Annotated in this window: 19 protein-coding genes; 14 read left to right on the top strand and 5 right to left on the bottom strand. The window is 70.6% G+C overall.

All coding sequences use genetic code 11. The features are described 5' to 3' along the window. Positions 1-780 (top strand): DNA-3-methyladenine glycosylase family protein (locus BHU15_RS09935; protein ID WP_069626850.1); only part of this gene is annotated, 780 nt, incomplete at its 5' end. Here BHU15_RS09935 and BHU15_RS09930 read toward each other — a convergent pair. From BHU15_RS09930 to BHU15_RS09920, 3 genes are read right to left on the bottom strand one after another with little or no spacing between them, the layout of a single operon-like run. After that, positions 777-2,090 (bottom strand): coenzyme F420-0:L-glutamate ligase, encoded by a 1,314-nt coding sequence (locus BHU15_RS09930; protein WP_069626848.1) that lies wholly within the window; start codon positions 2,088-2,090, stop codon positions 777-779. The genes BHU15_RS09935 and BHU15_RS09930 overlap by 4 nt on opposite strands. Continuing rightward, positions 2,087-3,055 carry a 2-phospho-L-lactate transferase gene (gene cofD, locus BHU15_RS09925; RefSeq protein ID WP_069626847.1) on the bottom strand — a complete coding sequence of 323 codons (969 nt, stop codon included), beginning with the start codon at positions 3,053-3,055 and terminating at the stop codon, positions 2,087-2,089. Before cofD ends, BHU15_RS09930 begins: the two co-directional genes overlap by 4 nt. A 13-nt stretch (positions 3,056-3,068) precedes the next feature. Then, complete coding sequence (locus tag BHU15_RS09920; protein WP_069626846.1) at positions 3,069-3,569, bottom strand: cysteine dioxygenase; 501 nt, start codon at positions 3,567-3,569, stop codon at positions 3,069-3,071. A 624-nt stretch (positions 3,570-4,193) separates the two neighbouring features. Here BHU15_RS09920 and BHU15_RS09915 point away from each other — a divergent pair. The 3 genes from BHU15_RS09915 to BHU15_RS09905 all read left to right on the top strand — a co-directional run bounded on the left by BHU15_RS09915 (position 4,194) and on the right by BHU15_RS09905 (position 10,113). Beyond that, positions 4,194-4,457 carry a WhiB family transcriptional regulator gene (locus tag BHU15_RS09915; protein WP_023541320.1) on the top strand — a complete coding sequence of 88 codons (264 nt, stop codon included), beginning with the start codon at positions 4,194-4,196 and terminating at the stop codon, positions 4,455-4,457. A 308-nt stretch (positions 4,458-4,765) separates the two neighbouring features. Beyond that, on the top strand, positions 4,766-8,518 hold the full coding sequence (locus BHU15_RS09910) for a glycosyltransferase (protein WP_069626845.1): 3,753 nt from the start codon (positions 4,766-4,768) through the stop codon (positions 8,516-8,518). Then, positions 8,515-10,113 (top strand): DUF5719 family protein, encoded by a 1,599-nt coding sequence (locus BHU15_RS09905; RefSeq protein WP_069626844.1) that lies wholly within the window; start codon positions 8,515-8,517, stop codon positions 10,111-10,113. Before BHU15_RS09910 ends, BHU15_RS09905 begins: the two co-directional genes overlap by 4 nt. Positions 10,114-10,144: 31 nt before the next feature. Here the strand turns inward: BHU15_RS09905 and BHU15_RS09900 are convergent, their stop codons facing one another. After that, the gene (locus BHU15_RS09900) at positions 10,145-10,573 is read right to left on the bottom strand and encodes a metallopeptidase family protein (RefSeq protein ID WP_023541323.1); all 429 of its coding nucleotides are present in this window, start codon (positions 10,571-10,573) and stop codon (positions 10,145-10,147) included. A 318-nt stretch (positions 10,574-10,891) separates the two neighbouring features. On the opposite strand from BHU15_RS09900, the gene BHU15_RS09895 reads away from it, so the two are divergent. The 9 genes from BHU15_RS09895 to BHU15_RS09855 all read left to right on the top strand — a co-directional run bounded on the left by BHU15_RS09895 (position 10,892) and on the right by BHU15_RS09855 (position 21,003). Next, a complete protein-coding gene (locus BHU15_RS09895) occupies positions 10,892-11,272 on the top strand; it encodes a DUF3499 domain-containing protein (protein WP_247748479.1) in 381 nt (126 codons plus the stop codon). Positions 11,273-11,448: 176 nt separating this feature from the next. Further along, entirely contained in the window at positions 11,449-13,065 is a 1,617-nt protein-coding gene (locus tag BHU15_RS09890; RefSeq protein WP_069626842.1) for an L-lactate permease, read from the top strand. Positions 13,066-13,136: 71 nt separating this feature from the next. Continuing rightward, on the top strand, positions 13,137-14,501 hold the full coding sequence (locus tag BHU15_RS09885) for a phosphomannomutase/phosphoglucomutase (protein ID WP_435861619.1): 1,365 nt from the start codon (positions 13,137-13,139) through the stop codon (positions 14,499-14,501). Positions 14,502-14,664: 163 nt separating this feature from the next. Further along, complete coding sequence (locus tag BHU15_RS09880) at positions 14,665-14,847, top strand: Trm112 family protein (protein WP_069626841.1); 183 nt, start codon at positions 14,665-14,667, stop codon at positions 14,845-14,847. A 49-nt stretch (positions 14,848-14,896) separates the two neighbouring features. Then, positions 14,897-16,033 carry an SIS domain-containing protein gene (locus tag BHU15_RS09875; protein ID WP_023541328.1) on the top strand — a complete coding sequence of 379 codons (1,137 nt, stop codon included), beginning with the start codon at positions 14,897-14,899 and terminating at the stop codon, positions 16,031-16,033. Between the two features lie 154 nt (positions 16,034-16,187). Beyond that, complete coding sequence (gene manA, locus BHU15_RS09870; RefSeq protein WP_069626840.1) at positions 16,188-17,357, top strand: mannose-6-phosphate isomerase, class I; 1,170 nt, start codon at positions 16,188-16,190, stop codon at positions 17,355-17,357. Between the two features lie 99 nt (positions 17,358-17,456). Then, complete coding sequence (locus BHU15_RS09865; protein ID WP_069626839.1) at positions 17,457-18,452, top strand: cation diffusion facilitator family transporter; 996 nt, start codon at positions 17,457-17,459, stop codon at positions 18,450-18,452. 293 nt (positions 18,453-18,745) lie between these two features. Next, positions 18,746-20,203, top strand: coding sequence for an adenosylhomocysteinase (gene ahcY, locus BHU15_RS09860; protein WP_023541331.1), 1,458 nt, complete (start codon positions 18,746-18,748; stop codon positions 20,201-20,203). 185 nt (positions 20,204-20,388) lie between these two features. Further along, complete coding sequence (locus BHU15_RS09855; protein WP_069626838.1) at positions 20,389-21,003, top strand: hypothetical protein; 615 nt, start codon at positions 20,389-20,391, stop codon at positions 21,001-21,003. A gap of 6 nt (positions 21,004-21,009) precedes the next feature. Here BHU15_RS09855 and BHU15_RS09850 read toward each other — a convergent pair whose 3' ends face one another. Next, on the bottom strand, positions 21,010-21,921 hold the full coding sequence (locus BHU15_RS09850; protein ID WP_079128042.1) for an RDD family protein: 912 nt from the start codon (positions 21,919-21,921) through the stop codon (positions 21,010-21,012). 118 nt (positions 21,922-22,039) lie between these two features. On the opposite strand from BHU15_RS09850, the gene BHU15_RS09845 reads away from it, so the two are divergent. Next, complete coding sequence (locus BHU15_RS09845) at positions 22,040-23,047, top strand: stage II sporulation protein M (protein ID WP_069626836.1); 1,008 nt, start codon at positions 22,040-22,042, stop codon at positions 23,045-23,047. The last annotated feature ends 397 nt before the right edge of the window (positions 23,048-23,444 follow it).

Genomic DNA, 23,444 nt, shown 5'->3' with positions numbered 1-23,444 from the left:
GCCGGGCCCGGCACCCTGCGCGTGAGGGCCGGCCACGACGGCGTGCGCGCCGACGCGTGGGGCCCCGGCGCCGACTGGCTGCTGGAGCGGCTGCCCGAGCTGCTCGGCGCCGCCGACGACCCCGACGCCTTCGTCCCGCGCCACCGACTCCTCGCCGCGTCCGCGCGCCGCCGCCCCGGCCTGCGCCTGTGCCGCACCGGCCTCGTCCTGGAGTCACTGATCCCGTCGGTCCTGGAGCAGAAGGTCACCACCATCGAGGCGAACCGCTCCTGGCGCCACCTCGTACGGAAGTACGGCGAGCCCGCCCCCGGCCCGTACGGCAGCGGCGACAACCGCATGTACGTCATGCCCGACCCCCGCACCTGGGCCATGATCCCGTCCTGGGAGTGGCACAAGGCCGGGGTCGACTCCAAGCGCTCCGACACCGTCGCGCGCGCCGTCCGCGTCGCCCGCCGGCTGGAGGAGGCCACCACCATGGAGCCCGAACAAGCCGCCGCCCGGCTGGAGTTGATTCCCGGCATCGGCCCGTGGACCTCCGCCGAGGTCCTTCAGCGGTCCAACGGCGCCCCGGACGCCGTCACCGTCGGCGACCTCCACCTCCCGGGCATCGTGGGCTACGCCCTCGCCGGCCGCCCCGACACCGACGACGCCGGGATGCTCGAACTGCTGGAGCCGTACGCCGGGCAGCGCCACCGCGCCGTACGGCTCATCCTCCTCGCCGGCCGCACGCCCCCACGCCGCGCCCCCCGCATGCCCGTCGGCAGAATCGCGCATCTCTAACGCACCGAGATGAAGTCCTCCGCCGCCCGCCCCGGCCGAGCCTTCGGCTCCGCCGCCGCGTGCCCGACCGCCACTGCCCCCATCGGGTCCCAGTTCGCGGGCAGTTCGAGCACGTCCCGTACGACGTCGCGGCAGAACATCGTCGATGACACCCACGCGGAGCCGAGCCGCTCTCCCGCCAGCGCCACCAGGAAGTTCTGCACACCGGCGCCCGTCGCGACCACGAACATCTCGCGCTCCGCCGTGTCACGGCGCGCGTCTCCGTAACTGTGCGCGCCGTCCGCCACCAGGCACGGCACCACCAAGTAGGGCGCCGCGCGCAGCACATCCCCGCGCCGCACCCGCTTGGCCACGGACTCCTCCGACTTGCCGTCGCGTCGCAGGTCCGCGATCCACGCGTCCCGCATCGCGTCGAGGAGCCGGACGCGCGACTCTGGCGACTCCAGCAGGACGAACCGCCACGGCGTCGTGTGATGCGGCGCCGGCGCCGTCACGGCCGCGGCGACCGCGCGCCGTACCGCGCCCGGATCGACCGGCTCGTCGGTGAACTCCCGGACCGTACGCCGCTGGGTGACCGCTTCCCGTACCGCCTCCGACGTCCCGAGCCGGAACATGTCGTCGGCCGCGACCCGCACCATCGCCCGCGCGTCGTCCGCCGTTTCGCCGACCAGCCGCCCCAGCCCGCTCACCACCGCCACCGGCAGCCCGGCGGACTTTCCCTTCACCAGGTCACCGGCGGCGGCCAGTTCGTCGGCGAGGGCGACAACCGTCGCGCTCAGCGGATTGCCGTGCGTGTCCGTACCGCCGCGCAGATCGTCCAGGACCCGCACCCCCGCCGCGCCGATCGCGACGTCCGTCAGCCCGTTGCGCCAGGGCCGGCCGAAGGTGTCCGTGACGAGCACGCCGACGTCCACGCCCAGCGCGTCCCGCAGCCCGTCCCGGATCGCGCGGGCCGACGCGTCGGAGTCCTCGGGCAGCAACAGCGCGGTCCCCGGGGGTGTGTTGGACGCGTCGACACCGGCCGCGGCCATCACCAGACCCTGCCGGGTCTCCACGATCCGCAGTGGTCCGCGCCGCGCGACGACCCGTACGGTCTCCGCGTCGATCGCCGCCTCACGGTCCGGTGCCTCGACGATCCGGCCCTCGGCCTTGGACACGATCTTCGACGTGACGAGGAGGATGTCCCCGTCGACCAGACCGGGCCCCGCCGCGACGATCAGCTTCGCGAGGTCGTCGCCCGCGCGCACCTCCGGCAGCCCGGCGAGCGCCCGCACGCCGTAGGACGCCACCTCCGTCCCGTCGGCCGTCATGCCCGCACCTCCTCGGCCAGCGCCAGCGCCTCACGCGCCATCGCGGTGGTCGCCTCCAGGTCGGTCATCATCAGCGGTACGGCCCTGCTGCGGATCCCCGCGCCCTCGATCTCGGCGACCGAGGCCGCGTCCACCGTGTCGACCAGCCAGCCGTCCAGCAGACCCGAACCGTAGTGCTGCGCCACGGCGGTGGCCGTCGACTCGACGCCGATCGCCGCGAGGACCTTGTCGGCCATGCCGCGCACGGGCGCGTCCCCGACGATCGGGGAGAGCCCGACGACCGGCACCCCGGCGTCGGCGATGCCCTCGCGGATGCCGGGCACGGCCAGGATCGTGCCGATGCTGACGACGGGGTTGGAGGGCGGGAAGAGGATGACGTCGGCGTGGGCGACGGCCTCCAGCACGCCGGGCGCCGGCTTGGCCTGGTCGGCGCCGACGGGCACCACCGCGTGGGCTTCCACGGAGGCGCGCATCTTCACCCAGTACTCCTGGAAGTGCACGGCCTTGCGCTCGCCGGTGGGGCTGTCCGGCACATCGACCGCGACGTGTGTCTCGACCCTGTCGTCGGACATCGGCAGCAGCCGCACCCCGGGCTTCCAGCGTGCGCAGAGCGCCTCGGTGACCGCGCTCAGCGGATAACCGGCGCCCAGCATCTGTGTGCGGACGATGTGGGTGGCGAAGTCGCGGTCGCCGAGCCCGAACCACTCGGGCCCCACTCCGTACGCCGCGAGTTCCGCCTTGACCTGGAACGTCTCGCCCTCGCGTCCCCAGCCCTGCTCCTCATTGATGCCACCCCCGAGGGTGTACATCACCGTGTCGAGGTCCGGGCAGACCTTCAGCCCGAACAGATGGATGTCGTCACCCGTGTTGCCGATCACCGTGATGTCCGCGTCCGGCGCGGCCTGCTTGAGGCCACGCAGGAAACGGGCACCACCGATACCGCCGGCCAGAACCACAATGCGCATGCGGTGCAGTTTGTCAGGCGAGTACGACATCCTGGGCCGCCGGGGCGCACCGGGCGGAGTGCATCGGCATCTCGGTCAGACCCGGGAAGTAGATGTGCAGACTCACGGCCGGTTCGAGCGAGTCGTTGACCACTTCGTGGACGTATCCGGGCGCGAAGACCCGCTGCGCGCCGCCGCCGAGCGCCCGGCTCGCCGTCTGCGTACGTTCCGTCAGTTCGCCGTCGAGGACGGTCAGTACGCCGGACGAGCGGCCGTGGTCGTGCAGCCCGCTGCGCTGGCCGGGCACCCAGGAGAGCAGCCACACCTCGTAGCCGGGGCCGGTGCTCAGCCGGTGGTACCAGCGGCTGGCGGCGTCGTACCGGACGAGCGGGGTCCACCGCGCGCGGTCGGCGGCGATCGTACGGGCCAGACCGACGAATTCGGCCACGGTGCCCGGATGCTCACGGGCGGGCTGGAGAAGGTGCGGCACCTCAAGGATGTCGCCTGCGATCTGAAGGTCGCTGTCGCTGTTCATGGGTGTGCGGGGTCCTCGGCAGAAGGGGAGAACAGACCGGGGGGAACGAGATGTTCGGCCGGAGCTTCAGTGGCTCAACAGCACGGACAACAGGAACAGCAACAGCGGGTCTGGGCAGCGCTGCGGAATCCACGGGTGTGGATCGCGTACGAGGCTGAGGTGACCGGCATGCATTCAAAGGTGGCGGGAACGGTTCCCGCTTGTCAACTCAATGACCGATTTGGCGGCAATGTTTCACCTCATCCGGTTGCGGGGTTCGGGGAAAGGTTTGTGCATTCGCTGACGTGGAGACATGGCGCAGCAGTCGTGCTCGCAAACACCGTCGCGCTCCCGTGATCAGGCTGTGATTCGGATCGCTTCCGTGGCTGGATCGCAACATCGACCAGGCTCCGGGCGTCTCCCCCAGGGAGGAGTGGATGCGGGCAGGCCAGTGGCATGTGTCAGATTTTTGGTGATTTGAACACTTTCCGCATAGCCTTGGTTCCGCAGAGTGAATACCGGGACCAATAGCAGATCTCGGCTTGACTGGCTCGTATCCGCACACTTGTAATTTCACTCGTGTCGTTCGGCCGAAAACGGTAGCGGCCGCAAGCACGGGGACGTAAAGACAGACGAGGGGCGCAGATGACCGAGCTGTTCGAACAACTGCTGGTCGAGGACGCGGACGAGGAACTCGGCTGGCAGGAGCGCGCGTTGTGCGCCCAGACCGATCCCGAGTCCTTCTTCCCCGAGAAGGGCGGCTCCACCCGCGAGGCGAAGAAGGTCTGTCTCGCCTGTGAGGTCCGCTCCGAATGCCTGGAGTATGCCCTCGCCAACGACGAGAGGTTCGGTATCTGGGGCGGTCTGTCCGAGCGCGAACGCCGCCGTCTCAAGAAGGCCGCGGTTTGAACAGTTCCGGCCATTCTTCCGCCGCCCCCCGCGCGATAGCCCGCGTCACACCTCACAACACCGCGCGCGCGTCCCACGCGTCTCGCGCGACATCTTCTGAACGGTCCGCCGTCTGCGCCCTCTTCGCAGGCGGCGGACCGTTGTCGTGACCGGCGCGGGCGGCCCGGCCCGGCACTGTCTCCCAGGTCGTCCGGTTTGTCCGGGCGCTCGGCGCTCCGGCGGTTGTTCGTACCGTTAGTGTGGGGCCCCGTCCGAGACGCCCCAACGCCCCGTCGGGGCGACCCCCCGGCCGGAGGGCCCCTACCTCGATGTCCGCCACCACAGCCGCGTTCGATTCAGCCACCGCACCGGAGTACCCGCGGCACGTCGTGACCGCGGTGCTCGTCTCCCACGACGGTGCCCGCTGGCTCCCCGACGCCCTCACCGGGCTGATCGGCCAGGAACGCCCCGTACAGAACGTCATCGCCGCCGACACCGGCAGCGCCGACGAATCGGCCACGCTGCTCACCGAATCGCTCGGCCCCGACCGCGTTCTCCATCTCGCCCGCCGCACCAGCTTCGGTACGGCCGTCGAGGAGGCGGTCCGTACCGCCCGCGTGCTCACGCCCGACGACCTGCCGTATCTGAAACGTCCGAGCGGCTGGGATCCCGCCACCAGAACCTGGCAGGACGACGCGTACGACATGCCCGAACTGCCGCACGGCGAGCCCGTGCAGTGGCTGTGGCTGCTCCACGACGACTGCGCGCCCGACCCCGACGCACTCGCCGAACTCCTGCGCGTCGTCGACAGCGACAAGCACGCGGCGATCGTCGGCCCCAAGCTGCGCGGCTGGTACGACCGCAAGCAGCTGCTGGAGGTCGGCGTCTCGATCGCCAACAGCGGACGCCGCTGGACCGGCCTCGACCGGCGCGAACAGGACCAGGGACAGCACGACCAGGTCCGCACCGTGCTCTCCGTCTCCAGCGCCGGCATGCTCATCCGCCGGGACGTGTGGGAGGAACTCGGCGGTTTCGACCGCAGACTTCCCCTGATGCGCGACGACGTCGACCTCTGCTGGCGCGCGCACACCGCCGGACACCGGGTGCTCGTCGCACCCGACGCCGTCCTGCGGCACGCCGAGGCAGCCGCGCGTGAGCGCCGCACCGTCGACTGCGCGGGCCGCTCCGTCGTCAACCCGCACCGTGTCGACAAGGCCGGCGCCGTCTACACGATGCTTGTCAACTCGCGCGGCGCCGTGCTGCCCTACGTACTACTGCGGCTCGTCGTCGGCACACTCCTGCGCACCCTCGCCTACTTGGTGGGCAAGGCGCCCGGACAGGCCGTCGACGAGGTCATGGGTCTGTTCGGCACGCTCCTGCGCCCCGGCAGAATCATCGGCGCGCGAAAACGACGAGGCAAAGGCGTCGTCGAAGCAAGCGAACTTCGCGCGCTTTTCCCGCCACCCGGCGCCACCGTCCGGGCAACGGTCGAGCAAGTAGCTGGAAGCCTCGGTGGCGGCTCTGAGACCGAAGCCGGTGGCTCACGCCACGGCGCGGTGGAGTCGGGCCCCGGCGGGGACGACGCGGACTTCCTGGAGGTCGAGCAGTTCGCGAGGCTGAAGCGCCTCGCGCACAAGCCCGGCCCCGTCCTGTTCGCCGTACTGCTCCTCGTCTCCCTCGTCGCCTGCCGGGCACTGCTCGGCGGCGGCGCACTCGCGGGCGGCGCGCTGCTGCCCGCGCCGCCGGACGTGTCGGACCTGTGGTCCCGCTACACCGACGGCTGGCACCCCATCGGCACGGGCGGCACCCAGACCGCGCCGCCGTACCTCGCGATCCTCGCGGCCCTGTCCGCGCTGTTCCTCGGCTCGACCGGCTTCGCGCTGACCCTGCTCCTCGTCTGCTCCGTACCGCTGGCCGGAGTCACCGCGTACTTCGCCTCCCGGCCACTGATCGAGTCGAAGCTCCTGCGGGCCTGGGCGAGCGTCGCGTACGCCTTCCTGCCCGCCGCCACCGGCGCCCTGGCCACCGGGCGGCTCGGGACGGCCGTGCTGGCCGTCCTGCTGCCGCTGATCGCGCGCGCGGCCGTCGCGGCGTACGGATTCCGCGCCGAGGGCGGCGACAGCTCCGCGCGGGGCAGTTGGCGCGCCACCTGGGCGTACACCTTCCTGCTCACCGTCGTGATGGCGTTCACGCCCATCGTCTGGCCGATGGCGCTCGTCCTCGGCCTCGCCGTCCTGGCCCTGCGCCGCGACGACATCGTGGCGTACGGGCTGCGCCTGCTGGCCGTGGCCGGCACCCCGCTGCTCGTACTTGCCCCCTGGTCCATCTCCCTGCTGACGACACCGTCCGACCTCTTCAAGGAGGCGGGACTGGAATTCGGTACGGGGCAGGCCACCGCGCTCGATCTGCTCGGCATGAGCCCCGGCGGTCCCAAGACCGCGGGCGGCCTCCTGCTGATCGGTGTCGTCCTCGCGGCACTGGCCGCACTGCTGCGCGGCGAGCGGCAGTTCGCCGTGCGGGCGGCCTGGGTGGCCGCCCTCGTGGCGCTGGTCTTCTCCGTCCTCGCGAACAACTCGGGCTGGGCCGGCCCCGCCACCCTCGTCTACGGTCTCGCGCTCATCGCGGCGGCCGTGCTCGGCGCCGACGGCGCCAAGGAACGCGTCGCCAGCCAGAGCTTCGGCTGGCGGCAGCCCGTCGCGGCGGTCATCGCCGTCGCGGCCGTCGCGGCCCCGCTGCTCGCGGCGGGCGGCTGGATGATCAGTGGCGCGTCGGGCCCGCTGGAGCGGCGCGACCCGGTGCAGGTACCGGCGTTCGTCGCCGAGGAGAGCATCACCCGCGACCAGCCGCGCACGCTCATCCTCGGTGGTACGTCGGAGGCGGAGGTCTCGTACTCGCTCGTACGCGGCTCCGGCGGCCGGCTCGGTGACGCCGAGCTGACCGAGTCGGGCGGCGGCGACCCCGGGCTCGACAAGGTCGTCGGACGCCTTGTCGCGGGCTCCGGCGCCGACCAGACCGACCAGCTCAGCGGCTTCGCGATCCGCTACGTCCTGGTGCGTGACGGCGCCCCGGCGCAGATGTCGCGCGTGCTCGACGCCACCCCCGGCCTCAGCCGGCTCAGCCAGCTCGACGGCAGCGCGCTGTGGCGCGTCGACCGTCAGATCTCCCGGGCCACGATCATCGAGGGCGAGAGCGACGCCGAGCCGCTGCCCGTCGGCTCGTCCACGGTCGAGGCCCACACCGACATCCCGGCCGGAAAGGCCGGGCGGGTGCTGCGGATCGCCGACCGGGCCGCCGAGGGCTGGCAGGCCACGCTCGACGGCCGCGTCCTGGAGAGGACGACCGTCGACGGGTGGGCGCAGGGATTCGAACTCCCCGCCGATGGCGGCAGGCTCGACCTCACCTACGAGGACCCGTTCACGCACACCGCGTGGGTCTGGGCGCAGGGCGCGCTCGCCGTCGTGCTGCTCGTGCTCGCCCTGCCGGGGCGGCGCAAGGAGATCGACGACGACCTGCCCGAGGAGGGCGCCGAGGTACCCGCGCAGCCCGTGTCGGGCGAGGGCCGCCGGGCGCGCAGGCTGCGGGCCGCCGCGCAGGCGGAGGCGGAGACGGGGACCGAAGCCGCGGCGGCGACCGCGGAAGCGACCTCGGAAGGCGTCGCCTCCGTGGATGGGCTGCCGCAGGTGCCGGAGGAGGACCCGTACGCCGCCGCCGCCGTGCCGCAGCAGCAGTCGTACGGAGAGTGGGACGGCCAGCAGGCCCAGAGCGCCTACCAGGGCGCGGACTACGCCTCGTACGGCACGAACGAGCGGCAGCAGTACGAAGGCGCCTACCAGAACGCGCAGCAGTACGAGGGCGCTCCTCAGTACGAAGGTGCTCCCCAGTACGACGCCGACGGGTACCAGATCTACCCGCAGTACCCGGCGGACCAGTACCAGCAGCAGGCTCAGGTCCAGTACGACCAGTACGGCTACGTCGTCCAACAGCCGTACGTGGAAGGGCAGCAGCACTACACCGGTGCCCAACAGCCGTACACCGACGGCAACGAGAACGAGCAGCGTCCCGACGGGAGCAGCAACCAGTGAACCGCACGACCCTCTCCCTCATCGCGGTCGCGACGGCGCTCGCGGCGGTCACCGGGTTCGCCGCCGTCAGCGCGCCCGACCCCGTCGACTCGACGGCGACGGCGAAGACGCCCGCGCGACTTCCCGTGGAGCGCAGCAGCCTGCTCTGTCCCGCGCCCAGCACCTCGGAGCTGGCCGAGACGGTGTACACGTCCTTCACCCCGGCCGGAACGACGGGCGCGGGTACGGGAGGCGCGGCCGAACTGGCGCCGTCCGCCGCGCCCTTGACCGACACGGACCCCGCCGACGACGAGAAGACGACGGACGAGGACAAGGCGAAGGACGACAAGGCCAAGGACGACGAGGCGAAGGACGACGAGGCGCAAGCGCCGGCGGCGGACGGCGCCGACGCCAAGGCCAAGCCCTTCCTGGCCCTCAAGGAGCCGGGCAAGCCCGTCTCCGGGACCAAGAAGGGTGCGGACGCCCCCGCGCTCGTCGGCGCCGCCACGGGCCCTCTCGCGCCCGGCTGGACCGCTCAGCAGACCACCACGGTCACGGCCGGCGACTCACGCGGCCTGCTCGGCATGACCTGCACCGCCCCCGGCACCGACTTCTGGTTCCCCGGAGCGTCCACCGACAAGTCGCGTCAGGACTACGTCCACCTCACCAACCCCGACGACACGGCGGCCGTCGCCGACATCGCGCTGTTCGGCAAGGAAGGCACCCTCAAGTCCGATACGGGGGAGGGTATTCCGGTCCCCGCGCGTTCCAGTGTCCCGGTCCTGCTGTCGACGCTCACGGGAGAGGCCGAGCCGAACGTCACCGTCCATGTCAGCACCCGTACGGGCCGCGTGGGCGCCGTCGTGAACGCCACCGAGGAGAAGACCGGCGGCGACTGGCTCGCCGCCTCGGCCGACGCCGCGCCCCGCGCGGTGCTCCCCGGCATCCCCGGCGACGCCACCTCCGTACGACTGGTGGTCTTCGCGCCCGGTGAGGACGACGCCGAACTGAAGGTGCAACTGGCAGGCAAGAGCGGCACGATCGTGCCGTCCTCCGCCGCCGAACCGCTCAACGTGAAGTCGGGCATGACGGCCTCGCTCGACCTGGGGGACCTCACCAAGGGCGAGGCCGGCGCGGTGCGTATCGGACCGGCCGAGGGCGGGCGCGAGACCCCTGTGGTCGCCGCGCTGCGCGTCGTCCGGGGCAAGGGCACCGACCAGGAGGTCGCCTTCATCCCGGCGACCGGCCCGGTGACGGAGCGCGCGACGGTCGCGGACAACCGGGCCAAGGGCTCGACGCTGACGCTCACCGCGCCGGACAAGTCGGCGAAGGTGAAGGTCACGGCCTCGGCGGGCAGCGGCGGCGGTGAGCAGGTCGTCAAGACGTACACGGTCAAGGGCGGTACGACACTGGCCGTCACCCCGCCCGTACCGGCGGGGCTCAAGGGCTCGTACGCGCTGACGGTCGAGCCCGAGTCGGGCGGTCCGGTCCACGCGGCGCGCGCGCTGGCGGTGACGCAGGACGGCGTACCGATGTTCACGGTGCAGACGCTGCCGGACGACCGGGGCATGGTGTCCGTCCCGGCGACGAAGGAAGACCTCTCCGTACTGAAGTGACGCCGCCGGGCGGCCAGGCTGCCCGGCGGCCTCAGTCCTGGCCGTAGCGCGGGTCGACCGACTCCGGTGAGAGCCCCAGCAGTTCGGCGACCTGCTCGACCACGACCTCGTGGACGAGCATCGCCCGCTCCTCGCGGTTCTTCGTACGGATCTCGACAGGACGCCGGTACACGACGATCCGCGCGGGCCGGTCCTTGCCCTCGGGTACGGACCGGCCGAGCGGCACCGTCTCGTCCTCCGCGCTCGGCACGTCGAGCACCAGGAAGTCGATCTCCGCCAGCTGGGGCCAGCGCCGTTCCAACCGCTCCACGGAGTCCCGTACGAGATCACGGAACGAATCCGAGCGGCTCGCCGAGAGCGGAACCTGTGGCGGGGCGACGGGCCCCCGCATCCCACGGCCGTGGCGGTCACGGCGGCGCGGTCTCGGCTCGGTCGGCTGCTGCGGTACGGGACTGTCCATCACTGACGCAGGGTAGCTCTCCGGGGGATGCGGCGACGGCCTCCCGAGCCCGCCGGACGGCATGTCGCAAATTGAGCATTCCGGCCAAGCTTGGGCTCGTTTCGCTAGGTCCGGCGGATGGTGACGTTCGCCGTCACCGGCCGGATTTGCCCCAAGTGGTGACCGAATCACAGACGGTGATTGGCCGATTACCTCTCTTCCCGTGCAGGTCAGGGCAGTTACGGACGCAGCGGGCGGGGTGAATGCCGGGTCGCGACACGGGCGGGTGACGCGAGGGCGAGTCGTCGCGGCCCGCTCAAGAGTGCGGTACCGTCCAACATCGTGAGCCCTGTACGTCGCTGTTCGCGCACCGCGTGCGGCCGTTCCGCTGTCGCGACACTGACGTACGTCTATGCCGATTCGACCGCGGTCCTCGGCCCGCTCGCCACGCATGCCGAGCCCCATTGCTATGACCTGTGCGCGGAACACAGCGAGAGACTGACCGCGCCACGCGGCTGGGAGGTCGTCCGGCTCACGGACGGCTCGGCGCCGGCCCGGCCCAGCGGTGACGATCTCGAAGCACTGGCGAACGCCGTACGTGAGGCGGCGCGCCCTCCGGAGCGGCCGAGCGGGCCCGGCGGCAACGGGCCGCGTGCCGCGGACCAGGCCGAGGTCGGGCGCCGTGGGCATCTGAGGGTGCTGCGTTCCCCCGATTCCTGAGTCCGGCCGCCGTCGGCCGGGTCTCCCGGCCGGGCTTCCCGGTCGCCCTGAATCCGTCCCGTGAGTTTCGGTGACGGATCCTGTGTGAGCCATTGACCTCATTTGTCGTGGACACGATCATGCCTCCCAGTCGTGAGAGATCACTTTCCGCATCGCGGAACTCGGAGGCTCCTGTCGTGTTCGAACAGCAATTGGAACCCGTCGCCGATTCGCTCGGCCTTTCCGCCCTGGTCGCCGCGCTTCCCCTGGTCACCGTGCTGGTGTTGCTCGGCGCCGTCCGTATGAAGGCTCATCGCGCCGGACTGATCGGCCTGGCCGTCGCCGTCCTGGTCGGCTGGCTCGCCTTCGGCATGCCGATCGGCCAGACCGTCTCCGCCGGCGCGCAGGGCGTCGTCTTCGGTCTCTTCCCGATCATGTGGATCGTCGTCAACGCCCTGTGGGTGTACCGGATGACGGTCCGCACCCAGCACTTCGACATCCTGCGACGCTCGTTCGGGCGATTCTCCGACGACCCGCGCATCCAGGCGCTCGTCGTCGCCTTCTGTTTCGGCGCCCTCCTCGAAGCACTCGCCGGCTTCGGCGCCCCCGTCGCGATCTCCGCCGTGATGCTGGTGGCGCTCGGCTTCGACCCGGTCAAGGCGGCGGTCGTCGCCCTCGTCGCCAACACCGCGCCCGTGGCCTTCGGCGCGATGGGTACGCCCGTGGTGACCCTCGCCCAGGTGACCGGACTGCCGCTGGACACCGTCGCCTCGGTCGTCGGCCGCCAGACGCCGCTGCTCGCCGTCGTCGTCCCCCTGGTGCTCGTCTGGCTCGTCGACGGCAAGCGGGGGCTGCGCGAGACCTGGGCGCCCGCCCTCGCGTGCGGACTCGCCTTCGGCGCCGCGCAGTTCGTCGCGTCCAACTTCGTCTCCGCCCAACTCGCCGACATCGGGGCCGCGCTGGTGGGCGCGGCGGCGCTGCTCGCCGTACCGAGCGCGCGCCGGCCCGCCGACGAGGCCGTGCGAACCTCCGTACTGAAGGGCGTACGCAGCGAGGATCTGGACGTCGAGGACGACCGCCGCGAAGTCGTCCGCGCCTACGCCCCGTACGCGCTGATCGTGGTGATCTTCTCCCTCGCCCAGATCCCGCCCGTCAAGGATCTGCTGGCCGAGGCGACGCGCTCCTTCGACTGGCCGTTCCTCGATGTCGCCGACTCGGAGGGGAAGCCGGTCGGGGCCAACGTCTTCTCGCTGCCCCTCATCTCGACCGGTGGCACGCTCGTCCTGTTGGCGGGGATCCTGACGGCCGGGGTGATCGGGCTCAAGGCGAAGGACGCGCTGAAGGAGTGGGCGGCCACGGTGAATGAACTGCGGTACGCGATCCTCACCGTCGTCTCCGTTCTGGCCCTCGCGTACGTCATGAACCTCTCCGGGCAGGCGGCCACCATCGGCCACTTCGTCGCCGCGGCGGGCGCCGGGCTGGCGTTCCTCTCGCCCGTGCTGGGGTGGTTCGGCGTCGCCGTCACAGGCTCCGACACCTCCGCCAACGCGCTCTTCGGCGCGCTCCAGGTCACGGCCGCACGCGAATCCGGCCTGTCACCCGAGCTGTTGGCGGCGGCGAACAGCTCCGGGGGTGTGCTCGGCAAGATGATCTCCCCGCAGAATCTGACGATCGCGTGCGCCGCGGTCGGCCTCGCGGGAAAGGAAGGCGACCTCCTGAGGAAGGTTCTGCCGTGGAGTCTCGGGCTGCTGCTGGTGATGTGCCTGATCGTGGTGGGCCAGAGCACCTTCGTACTCGGGTGGATGCTGCCGTAGAGGGTGTCCTTCGGATCTCGCCCGAGGCGCGGGCTATTTTGGGCTGACTGTCCAAAGAGACCTCAGGAGGGGTGGCCGTGGCCGACTTGGGCCAGATCGTGAAGGCGTACGACGTACGTGGCGTATATCCGGATCAGCTCGACGACCGGCTCGTCGAGCTTTTCGGAGCGGCCTTCGTAGAGGTCACGGGCGCCACGGCGATCGTCGTCGGTCACGACATGCGGCCCTCCTCGCCGCACCTGTCGGCGAGCTTCGCCAAGGGCGCCGTCCGGCGCGGCGCCGACGCCACGCTGATCGGGCTGTGCTCGACGGATCAGCTGTACTACGCGAGCGGGGCGCTGGACCTGCCGGGCGCGATGTTCACCGCGTCGCACAACCCGGCGCAGTACAACGGCATCAAGATGTGCCGCGCGGGCGCCGCGCCGGTGGGGCAGGACACCGGCCTGGCCGAGATCCGCGAACTGGTCGAGACCTGGCTGACGGAAGGACCCCCCGAGGACGCGGCGAAACCGGGAACGATCACACAGCGTGACACGTTGACCGATTACGCCGCGCATCTGCTGTCCCTGGTCGACCTCTCGGCGAACCGCCCGCTGAAGGTCGTGGTCGACGCGGGGAACGGCATGGGGGGCCACACCGTCCCCACGGTCTTCGCGGGGCTGGCCGTCGACCTGGTCCCGATGTACTTCGAGCTGGACGGCACGTTCCCCAACCACGAGGCCAACCCGCTCGATCCCCGCAACATCGTGGATCTCCAGGCGCGGGTGCTCTCCGAAGGCGCGGACCTGGGCCTGGCCTTCGACGGCGACGCGGACCGGTGCTTCGTCGTCGACGAACGGGGGAGGGGGGTGTCACCGTCGGCGATCACGGCCCTGGTCGCCGAGCGTGAACTCGCCAAGCACCCCGGCGGCACGGTGATCCACAACCTCATCACCTCCCTGTCCGTCCCCGAGGTCGTCAGGGAGCACGGCGGCAACCCGGTCCGTACGCGCGTCGGCCACTCCTTCATCAAGGCGGAGATGGCCCGCACCGGCGCGATCTTCGGCGGCGAACACTCGGCGCACTACTACTTCCGTGAGTTCTGGAACGCGGACACGGGCATGCTCGCCGCGCTCCACGTCCTGGCCGCGCTCGGCGGGCAGAGCGGCCCGCTGTCCGAACTCGTCGCCTCCTACGACCGGTACGCCGGCTCGGGCGAGATCAACTCCACGGTCGATGACCAGCAGGCCCGCCTGGCCGCCGTACGCAACGCCTTCGCCGACCGCGAGGACGTCACGTTCGACGACCTCGACGGCCTGACGGTGACCACCCCCGAGTGGTGGTTCAACCTCCGCGCCTCCAACACGGAACCGCTGCTGCGCCTCAACGTGGAGGCCCGTGACGAGCCGACGATGGCCAAGGTCAGAGACGAGACGCTGGCTCTGATCCGCTCCTGAGCGACGCTGGGGCCGGACCCCGGGGCCACCCCGGGGTCCGCCCCCAGCCCGATAACAGGAACGCGCCTCACCCCACCCCACGGCGGTACGCTGACGTGGCCCGACCCGCACCACCCCGCAGCGCACCACACCACCTCAGCTCGTTCGAAGGGACACCCACCACATGCCGCTCGAAGCCGGCCTCCTGGAGATCCTCGCCTGCCCGGCCTGCCACGCGTCGCTCAGCGACCGCACCGCGGCCGAGACCCCCGAGCTGATCTGCACCAGCAAGGACTGCGGCCTGGCCTACCCCGTCCGCGACGACATCCCCGTACTCCTCGTCGACGAGGCCCGCCGCCCCGCCTGAGAACAGCCGGCTCCGCAGGCCCGCGCAACGATCGGAGACCCACCCCGCCATGCTCGACGAGTCCTTGCTCGACGCGCCGGACGCGCTGGCCCGCGCCGACCACCGTGGGCTTCTCCTGGGTGCCGCCGAGGCCGGAGCACGCGTACGGACCGCCGTACGGCACGCCGCCGAAGCGGGCATAGGGCAGCTCAACCCGGAGGGCCGCCCCCGCGCCGTCCTGTTCGCGGGCTCCGGAACCGCCGCTCTCGGCGTCGCCGACCTGCTCGGCGCGCTCGCGGGTGCCGCCGCGCCGGTCACCCTGCTGCGCCCCACGGGCGTCGCTCCAGCGGCGGGCGCCCTGCGCTGGGCGCTCCCCGGCTGGGCCGGCTCCGTCGACCTGCTCCTGATCGCCACCACCGACGGCGGCGAACCCGGCCTCGCCCTCCTCGCCGAGCAGGCGTACCGCCGCGGCTGCACCGTCGTCGCCGTCGCCCCGCGCCAGTCCCCGCTCAGCGAGGCCGTCGGCGGCACACACGGGCTCGCCGTGCCCATGGCGCCCACACCGCAGGAGCAGTACGAGGAGATCCAGGCCGCCAGCCCGGGTGCCCTCTGGGCGCTGTTCACCCCCCTTCTCTCGCTTCTCGACCGCGTCGGGCTTCTCACCGCCCCCGCGGAGACCCTTCAACTCGTCGCAGACCGCCTCGACAGCACGGCCGAACGCTGCGGCCCGGCCATCGCGACGTACAGCAACCCGGCCAAGACCCTCGCCGCCGAACTCGCGGACGACCTCCCGCTGATCTGGACGGAAGGCACGGTCGCCGCACCCGCCGGGCGCCGCTTCGCCGCCGTACTCGCCGAGTTGTCCGGCCGCCCCGCACTCGCGGCCGAACTGCCCGGCGCCCTGCCCGCCCACGGCCTCCTCCTGGGCGGCGACTTCGCCGGCGGCGCAGCCGACCCGGACGACTTCTTCCGCGACCGCGTCGAGGAGCCCCAGGCGCTGCGCTCCCGTGTTGTGCTGCTCCGCGACCGGCCTGTCGGCGGACTGACCGCGGCCCCCGCCGCCCGTGAACTCGCCATCAGCCATGACACGGCCATCAGCGAGCTGGAGCCACAGGAGGGCAGCGAACTCGAAGCCCTCGCGGAACTCGTGGCGGTCACCGACTTCACCGCCGTCTACCTGGCCCTGGCCTCAGGCAACCGCGAATGACCCCGACCGGCTTCGGCCACGGCGGCCGACCCGCGCACTGAACGCCCCTCCCACACACCGGACTTCAGCCGTTCCGCACCTGTGTTCCTCACCCCTGTCCCGAACTCGTCACCACACTTCTCCCGTACGTCCGTCCCGCGACAAGGAAGCACCCATGGACCGCCTCTCCAATACCGTGCGCCCCTACGCCTGGGGCTCCACGACCGCCATCCCGGAGCTGCTCGGCACCGCCCCCACCGGCGAGCCCCAAGCCGAGATGTGGATGGGTGCCCACCCGGGGGCCCCGTCCCGTGTCAACCGCACCACCACCCCCCTCGATCACCCGCTCTCCGACCTCATCGCAGCCGACCCCGAGGCGGAACTCGGCGCCCCCACCGTCAAGAAATTCGGCCCACGCCTCCCCTTCCTCCTCAAAATCCTCGCCGCGGGCGCACCTCTCTCCCTCCAGGTCCACCCCAACCTCGCCCAGGCGAAGGAGGGTTACGAAGCGGAGGAGCGCCAGGGCGTCCCCATCGACGCGCCGCACCGCAACTACAAGGACGCCAACCACAAGCCCGAACTGATCTGCGCCCTCACCCCCTTCGACGGCCTCTGCGGCTTCCGCGACCCGGCCGAGACCGCGGACCTCCTCGCACGGCTGGACGTCGACTCACTCAAGCCGTACGTGGACCTCCTGCACGCACACCCCGAGGAAGCCGCGCTGCGCGAAGTCCTCACCGCCGTGCTGACCGCCGACCCCGACGAGATGTCCCACACTGTTCATTCCTCGGCCGAAGCGGCGGCACGCCTCGGCGGCGAGTACTCGCCATACGCGTCGCTCGCCCACCACTACCCCGGCGACCCGGGCGTCATCGCCGCGATGCTGCTCAACCGCGTACAACTCCAGCCCGGCGAAGGCCTCTTCCTCGGCGCCGGCGTCCCGCACGCGTATCTGAACGGCCTGGGCGTCGAGATCATGGCCAACTCCGACAACGTCCTGCGCTGCGGCCTCACACCCAAACACGTCGACGTGCCGGAACTGCTCCGCGTCGTGCGCTTCGAGGCGACCGAACCCGCCGTACTCCGCCCCGAGGCGTCACCGGCCGGCGAGGAGCTGTACGACACCCCGATCGACGAGTTCCGGCTGTCCCGCTACACGCTGGCCCCCGGTGCGGCACCCCGCGAACTCACCGCGGCCACCCCGCAGATCCTCCTCTGCACCGAAGGCACCCCGCGCGCCAACGACCTCGACCTGGCGCCGGGCGGTTCGGTCTTCGTCCCCGCGGGCGAAAAGACCGAACTGACCGGTACGGGCACGGTCTTCCGGGCCACCGTCATCGCCTGAACCACCGCTTGGGGGTACGGTCCGCTTCCGCTGCTGCAACAATGTCCCGCCGTACGGCGGCGCCAGGGCCGCAGACCGATGAAGGGACCCACCCCACCCATGAGCGCGTCAGGCGGAACCAAGGCGATCGTGGCGGCACTCGCCGCCAACCTCGCGATCGCAGTAGCCAAGTTCGTGGCGTTCCTCTTCAGCGGTTCGTCGTCGATGCTCGCCGAGAGCGTGCACTCCCTCGCCGACTCGGGCAACCAGGGGCTGCTGCTCCTCGGCGGCAAGAGGGCCAAGCGCGAGGCGACCCCGGAACACCCCTTCGGCTACGGCCGGGAGCGCTACATCTACGCGTTCCTCGTCTCCATCGTGCTCTTCTCCGTCGGTGGCATGTTCGCCATCTACGAGGGCTACGAGAAGATCAAGCACCCGCACGCGATCGAGGCCTGGTACTGGCCCGTCGGCGTCCTGGTGTTCGCGATCATCGTCGAGTCGATCTCGTTCCGTACGGCCATCGTCGAGTCCAACGCGACGCGCGGCAAGCGCTCCTGGAAGGAGTTCATCCGCCACTCCAAGGCACCCGAGCTCCCGGTCGTCCTCCTTGAGGACCTGGGCGCCCTTGTCGGTCTGGTCCTGGCGCTCGTGGGCGTGAGCCTGGCGCTCGGCACGGGCAACGGCGTGTGGGACGGCATCGGCACCCTCTGCATCGGCGTCCTGTTGATCGTGATCGCGATCGTCCTGGCGGCCGAGACGAAGTCCCTGTTGCTCGGCGAGGCCGCCGGTCTCGAGGACGTGGAGAAGATCAAGGCCGCGATGGTCGACGGCGACGTCGTCACCGGCATCATCCACATGCGCACGCTCCACCTCGGCCCCGAGGAACTGCTGGTGGCAGCCAAGATCGCGGTCGAACACGACGACACGGCTGCCGAGGTCGCGCACGCCATCAACGCGGCCGAGAACCGGATCCGCGAGGCGGTCCCGATCGCCCGTGTGATCTACCTGGAGCCGGACATCTACAGCGCGGCGGCAGCGGCCACGGGCACCAACCCCGCGAAATCGCCGGGCGCCACCGAGACCGAGCCGGCCACCGAGGCCGACACCGACAACTGACCAGCTCATCGCATCCGTAAGGAGGCCCCGGCGCACCCCGCGCCGGGGCCTCCTCGCTCGCCGGAGCGAGGGATCCAACCCCGGTGGGCTGTAAGGCGCTGGGCCGATCGGTGTAGATTCGTCAGCAGAGCCAGACGTCGCTGCTGATGGCGGTCGGGCGGTCTGCGGCGCGGACCGGCCGAGGGAGAGAGGGCCTCCGACGGACTGCGTTGCGTACGTCCGGGCATTCGTATGCCCGCCGCCGCACAGTCAGCCGTACCCACCCTCGACCCCTTCACGAGGAGCAGCTCGCTATGACCACTGTCGCCAACCGACAGGACTTCAAGGTCGCCGATCTCTCGCTTGCCGAGTTCGGCCGCAAGGAGATCACCCTCGCCGAGCACGAGATGCCCGGTCTGATGTCGATCCGCAAGGAGTACGCCGAGGCGCAGCCCCTCGCGGGCTCCCGCATCACCGGCTCCCTGCACATGACGGTCCAGACCGCCGTCCTCATCGAGACGCTGGTCGCGCTCGGCGCCGACGTCCGCTGGGCGTCCTGCAACATCTTCTCGACCCAGGACCACGCCGCCGCCGCGATCGCCGTCGGCCCCAACGGCACCCCGGACGACCCGCAGGGCGTCCCCGTCTTCGCCTGGAAGGGCGAGACGCTCGAAGAGTACTGGTGGTGCACGGAGCAGGCCCTGACCTGGCCGGGCGTCTCCACCGCCGGCCCGAACATGATCCTGGACGACGGTGGCGACGCCACCCTGCTCGTCCACAAGGGCGTCGAGTTCGAGAAGGCCGGCGCGGCTCCGGACCCGGCCACGGCGGACAGCGAGGAGTACGGCTACATCCTGCGTCTGCTCAACCGCACCCTCACCGAGAATCCGCAGAAGTGGACCCTCCTGGCGTCCGAGATCCGCGGCGTCACCGAAGAGACCACCACCGGTGTCCACCGTCTCTACGAGATGCACCGCGACGGCACCCTCCTCTTCCCGGCGATCAACGTGAACGACGCCGTGACCAAGTCGAAGTTCGACAACAAGTACGGCTGCCGCCACTCCCTGATCGACGGCATCAACCGCGCCACCGACGTACTCATCGGCGGCAAGGTCGCCGTCGTCTTCGGCTACGGCGACGTCGGCAAGGGCTGCGCGGAGTCCCTGCGCGGCCAGGGCGCCCGCGTGATCATCACCGAGATCGACCCGATCTGCGCGCTCCAGGCGGCGATGGACGGCTACCAGGTCTCGACGCTGGACGACGTCGTCGGCATCGCCGACATCTTCGTCACCACGACGGGCAACAAGGACATCATCATGGCCTCCGACATGGCCAAGATGAAGCACCAGGCGATCGTCGGGAACATCGGCCACTTCGACAACGAGATCGACATGGCCGGTCTCGCGAAGACCCCGGGCATCGTCAAGGACGAGGTCAAGCCGCAGGTCCACACCTGGACCTTCCCCGACGGCAAGACGCTGATCGTGCTGTCCGAGGGCCGCCTGCTGAACCTCGGCAACGCGACCGGTCACCCCTCCTTCGTGATGTCCAACTCGTTCGCGGACCAGACCCTGGCCCAGATCGAGCTCTTCACCAAGCCGGAGGAGTACCCGACCAACGTCTACGTGCTGCCCAAGCACCTCGACGAGAAGGTCGCCCGCCTCCACCTCGACGCGCTCGGCGTGAAGCTCACGACGCTCCGTCCCGAGCAGGCCGCGTACATCGGCGTGAAGGTCGAAGGCCCGTACAAGCCCGACCAGTACCGCTACTGACCCACGAACACCCGCCGCTGACATTCAGCGGTACGGGCAGGCCCCCACACCCCCGTGTTGGGGGCCTGCCCCGCTCTTCGACCCCTGGTCCCAAAGGTTTTAGGTCCAGGCGGTCCGTGCTTCGCGGGCGGTACTCCGTGCGGTCTCACGGCACGACCCCCGAGGACACCGAAGGACTCCCGCACATGCCCCGTGGCCGCTACTCACTCCACGACCCGCACGACCACACCCCCCTGGGTGAAGAACACTTCCACTGCGCGCCGGGCCCCTCCGGCTGGCGCTATGTCTCCCAGGTCACCGCGCCCTCCGGTGACCACGCCGGCTCCGTCGACCTCACCCTCGACGAGCTCGGCCGCCCTATCAGGCTCGAACTGCACGCCGCGAGCTGGCGGGTCCGCGCCGCCGCGCTCGAAGGCGTCACCTGGGTCCGCACCGACCCCACCGGCACCGAGGCCACCGAAGGCAATGTCCGCGCCCACGCCTTCACCGGTACATCTCCCGCGTTTCTCATCGCGATCACCCGCCTTCTCCGCCTCACTCCCGCTTCCCCCGAGACCCGAGTCCGTCTGGTGGCTTTCACCGACCCGGTCCTCGCGCCCCGTACCGTCGACCAGTCCTGGGCGCTACGGAGAAGTGAAGCGCATGCCACTGACAATGGACCCCTGACCGTGGACGAGTACCAGGTCAGCGGACTGGACACCGGTGAGCAGCACAGCGTCCACATCAGCGGGGACGTGGTCCTCGCGGCGCCGGGCATCGAACTCGAAGACCTCGAAACCCCACCGTCGGCCCTGCCCTGACACCACCTAGGCGGGCGGCGCGAACCCGGATGCCGGGGGAGCGGTCACGTCCTGCGGCGCGTCCCGCGATACCGCGTCGGGCTGCCCCACCACGTGCGGACGCGGCTGCGGGGGCCGCGCCACCGGCGCGGGCCCGCCGACGGGGCCGACCGTGGCGGCGGCGGCAGCCGCAGAGCCGAAGGCCCGCCGCGAGTCCCGGGCCTGCCGCTCGTTCACCACAGCCGCCAGATACGCCGCCGGCGGCACACCGGGCGGCAGTGGCACGCCCGTGCACGCCGCCAGATCATCCGCCAGCCGCTGCGACATCGACCAGCCGACACCGGCGTCGAGCTGCCCCATCCGCGTCAGGTACTGCCGTACGGCCAGCCACAGATCGTCGGGCACCGAGGACAGGTCCAGCTCGGAGAACCGGCCGACGAGCCATGGCGGCGGAGGCGGCACAGGACGGCCCCGATCAGTGGGCACCCGCTCACGTACGACCAACGTCCCCGCGAACAGATCCCCCACGCGCCGCCCACGCGCGGATACGAGCGAAGCGACGCACGCGATCACGCCGAACGACATCAGCAGCTCCACCACACCCATCGCTCCGCGCACCAGCGCGTGACGGAAGCGAATGGGCCCGCCGTCGTCACGCACCACCCGCAGCCCGCACGCCAGCTTCCCCAACGACCGCCCATGGCTGAGGGTTTCCACCGCGATCGGCACACCCACCGGTATGAGCAGGAAGCTCGCGACCGCCAGCGCCGCGACAGCGGCAGTGTCCAGCGAATCCGTCGCGATGGTGAGAACGATCGAGACCACGATGTACGCGGCCCACACCACCACCAGGTCGATGACGACGGCCAAGGCCCGACTCGGCAGCTTCGCGGGACGCAGCCCCAATACGACCGCGTCGCCCGTCACAAGCTCGTTCACCGATGCCACCCTTCGCCGACCTTCTCTGCCCCCGGACCGCTCAGTCTGCCAAGCTGGCCTGCAACGTGCCGCAGTAGTACGGACCGTACGCACCCAGTGCCTGGAGCAGCAGCCGACCATGGATCTCGACGTCTTCGTGACGGCCCACCGACCCGAGTGGGACCGCCTGGACATTCTCCTGCGCCGTGGACGGCACCTCACCGGTGCCGAGGCGGACGAACTCGTCGCCCTCTACCAACGGACAGCCACCCATCTCTCGCTGATCCAGTCCAGCGCACCGGATCCCATGCTCATCGCACGCCTGACGCAACTGGTCGCGCGCGCCCGCTCGGTCGTCACGGGCACCCGCCGCGCCAGTTGGCGCGACGCGGCTCACTTCCTTACGGCAGGCTTCCCCGCCGCCGTGTACCGGGCACGGCACTGGTGGGTACCGACCGCGCTGCTCTCGGTGCTCGTCGCCGCGATCATCGGCTGGTGGATAGGCGCGCACCCCGAGGTCCAGTCGGCGATAGCGGCCCCCGAAGACCTCCGACAGATGACCCGCCCCGGCGGCGAGTACGAGACCTACTACTCAAGTCACCCGGCGGCCTCCTTCGCGGCCCAGGTATGGACGAACAACGCCCAGGCCGCCGCAATGTGCCTCGTCCTCGGCGCCTTCCTCTGCTTCCCAGTGATCTGGATCCTCTTCCTCAACATGCTCAACCTCGGCGTCGGCATCGGCCTGATGTCGTCCGCCGGCCGACTGGACACGTTCCTGGGCCTGGTCCTCCCTCACGGTCTGCTCGAACTGACAGCCGTGTTCGTCGCGGCGGGTACCGGCCTCCGTCTCGGCTGGACCTTGATCGACCCCGGCCCTTACACCCGCCGCACAGCACTCGCCCAACAGGGCCGAGCGGCCGTGGGCATGGCCATCGGCCTGGCGCTGATCCTCTTCGTGTCGGGCCTGATCGAGGGTTTCGTGACCCCGTCCGGCCTGCCCACCTGGGCGCGCATCGCGATCGGGATCTTCTTTGAACTGGCCTTCCTGGCGTATGTGTACGTGCTCGGCGGCCGAGCGGCCCGCGCAGGCGACACGGGCGACGTGGAGAGCGCCGACCAGAGCGCCCAACTGCCCACGGCAGCCTGATGTGCGTTGCGGGTCGCTGACCTGTTAGTCTCCTCTTCGCTCCACAGAGATTGCTGCCGATCGTTGACAGGGCCTGTGTGGGGAGGTAGATTTGAACGGTTGCCTCGAAGCTGGACAAGTTCGAGAGCGGCGGTTAATGTCTACTCAGCTCTGAGCGGGAATCGAATTTCCGCAGGGCTTTCCGATACATCATCCGAATCACAGCGGCCGATTTAGTTCGGCCCGGATGTTTCTGGTAATGTCGGGCTCGCCGAAAGGCAAAGGGCCAATCCAAAGGCCATCAGATCTCTTAATCGGGACTGTTTCTCCATGAGAAGCAAGAAGCGAAAAGAGTCTGATAGAGTCGGAAACGCAAGACAGCAACACAGCAAGAACCGAAGGGAAGCCCGGAGGAAAG

The organism is Streptomyces niveus (genome assembly GCF_001723055.1).
Lineage (GTDB): Bacteria > Actinomycetota > Actinomycetes > Streptomycetales > Streptomycetaceae > Streptomyces > Streptomyces niveus.
This window is presented reverse-complemented; position numbering and strand designations above follow the sequence as displayed.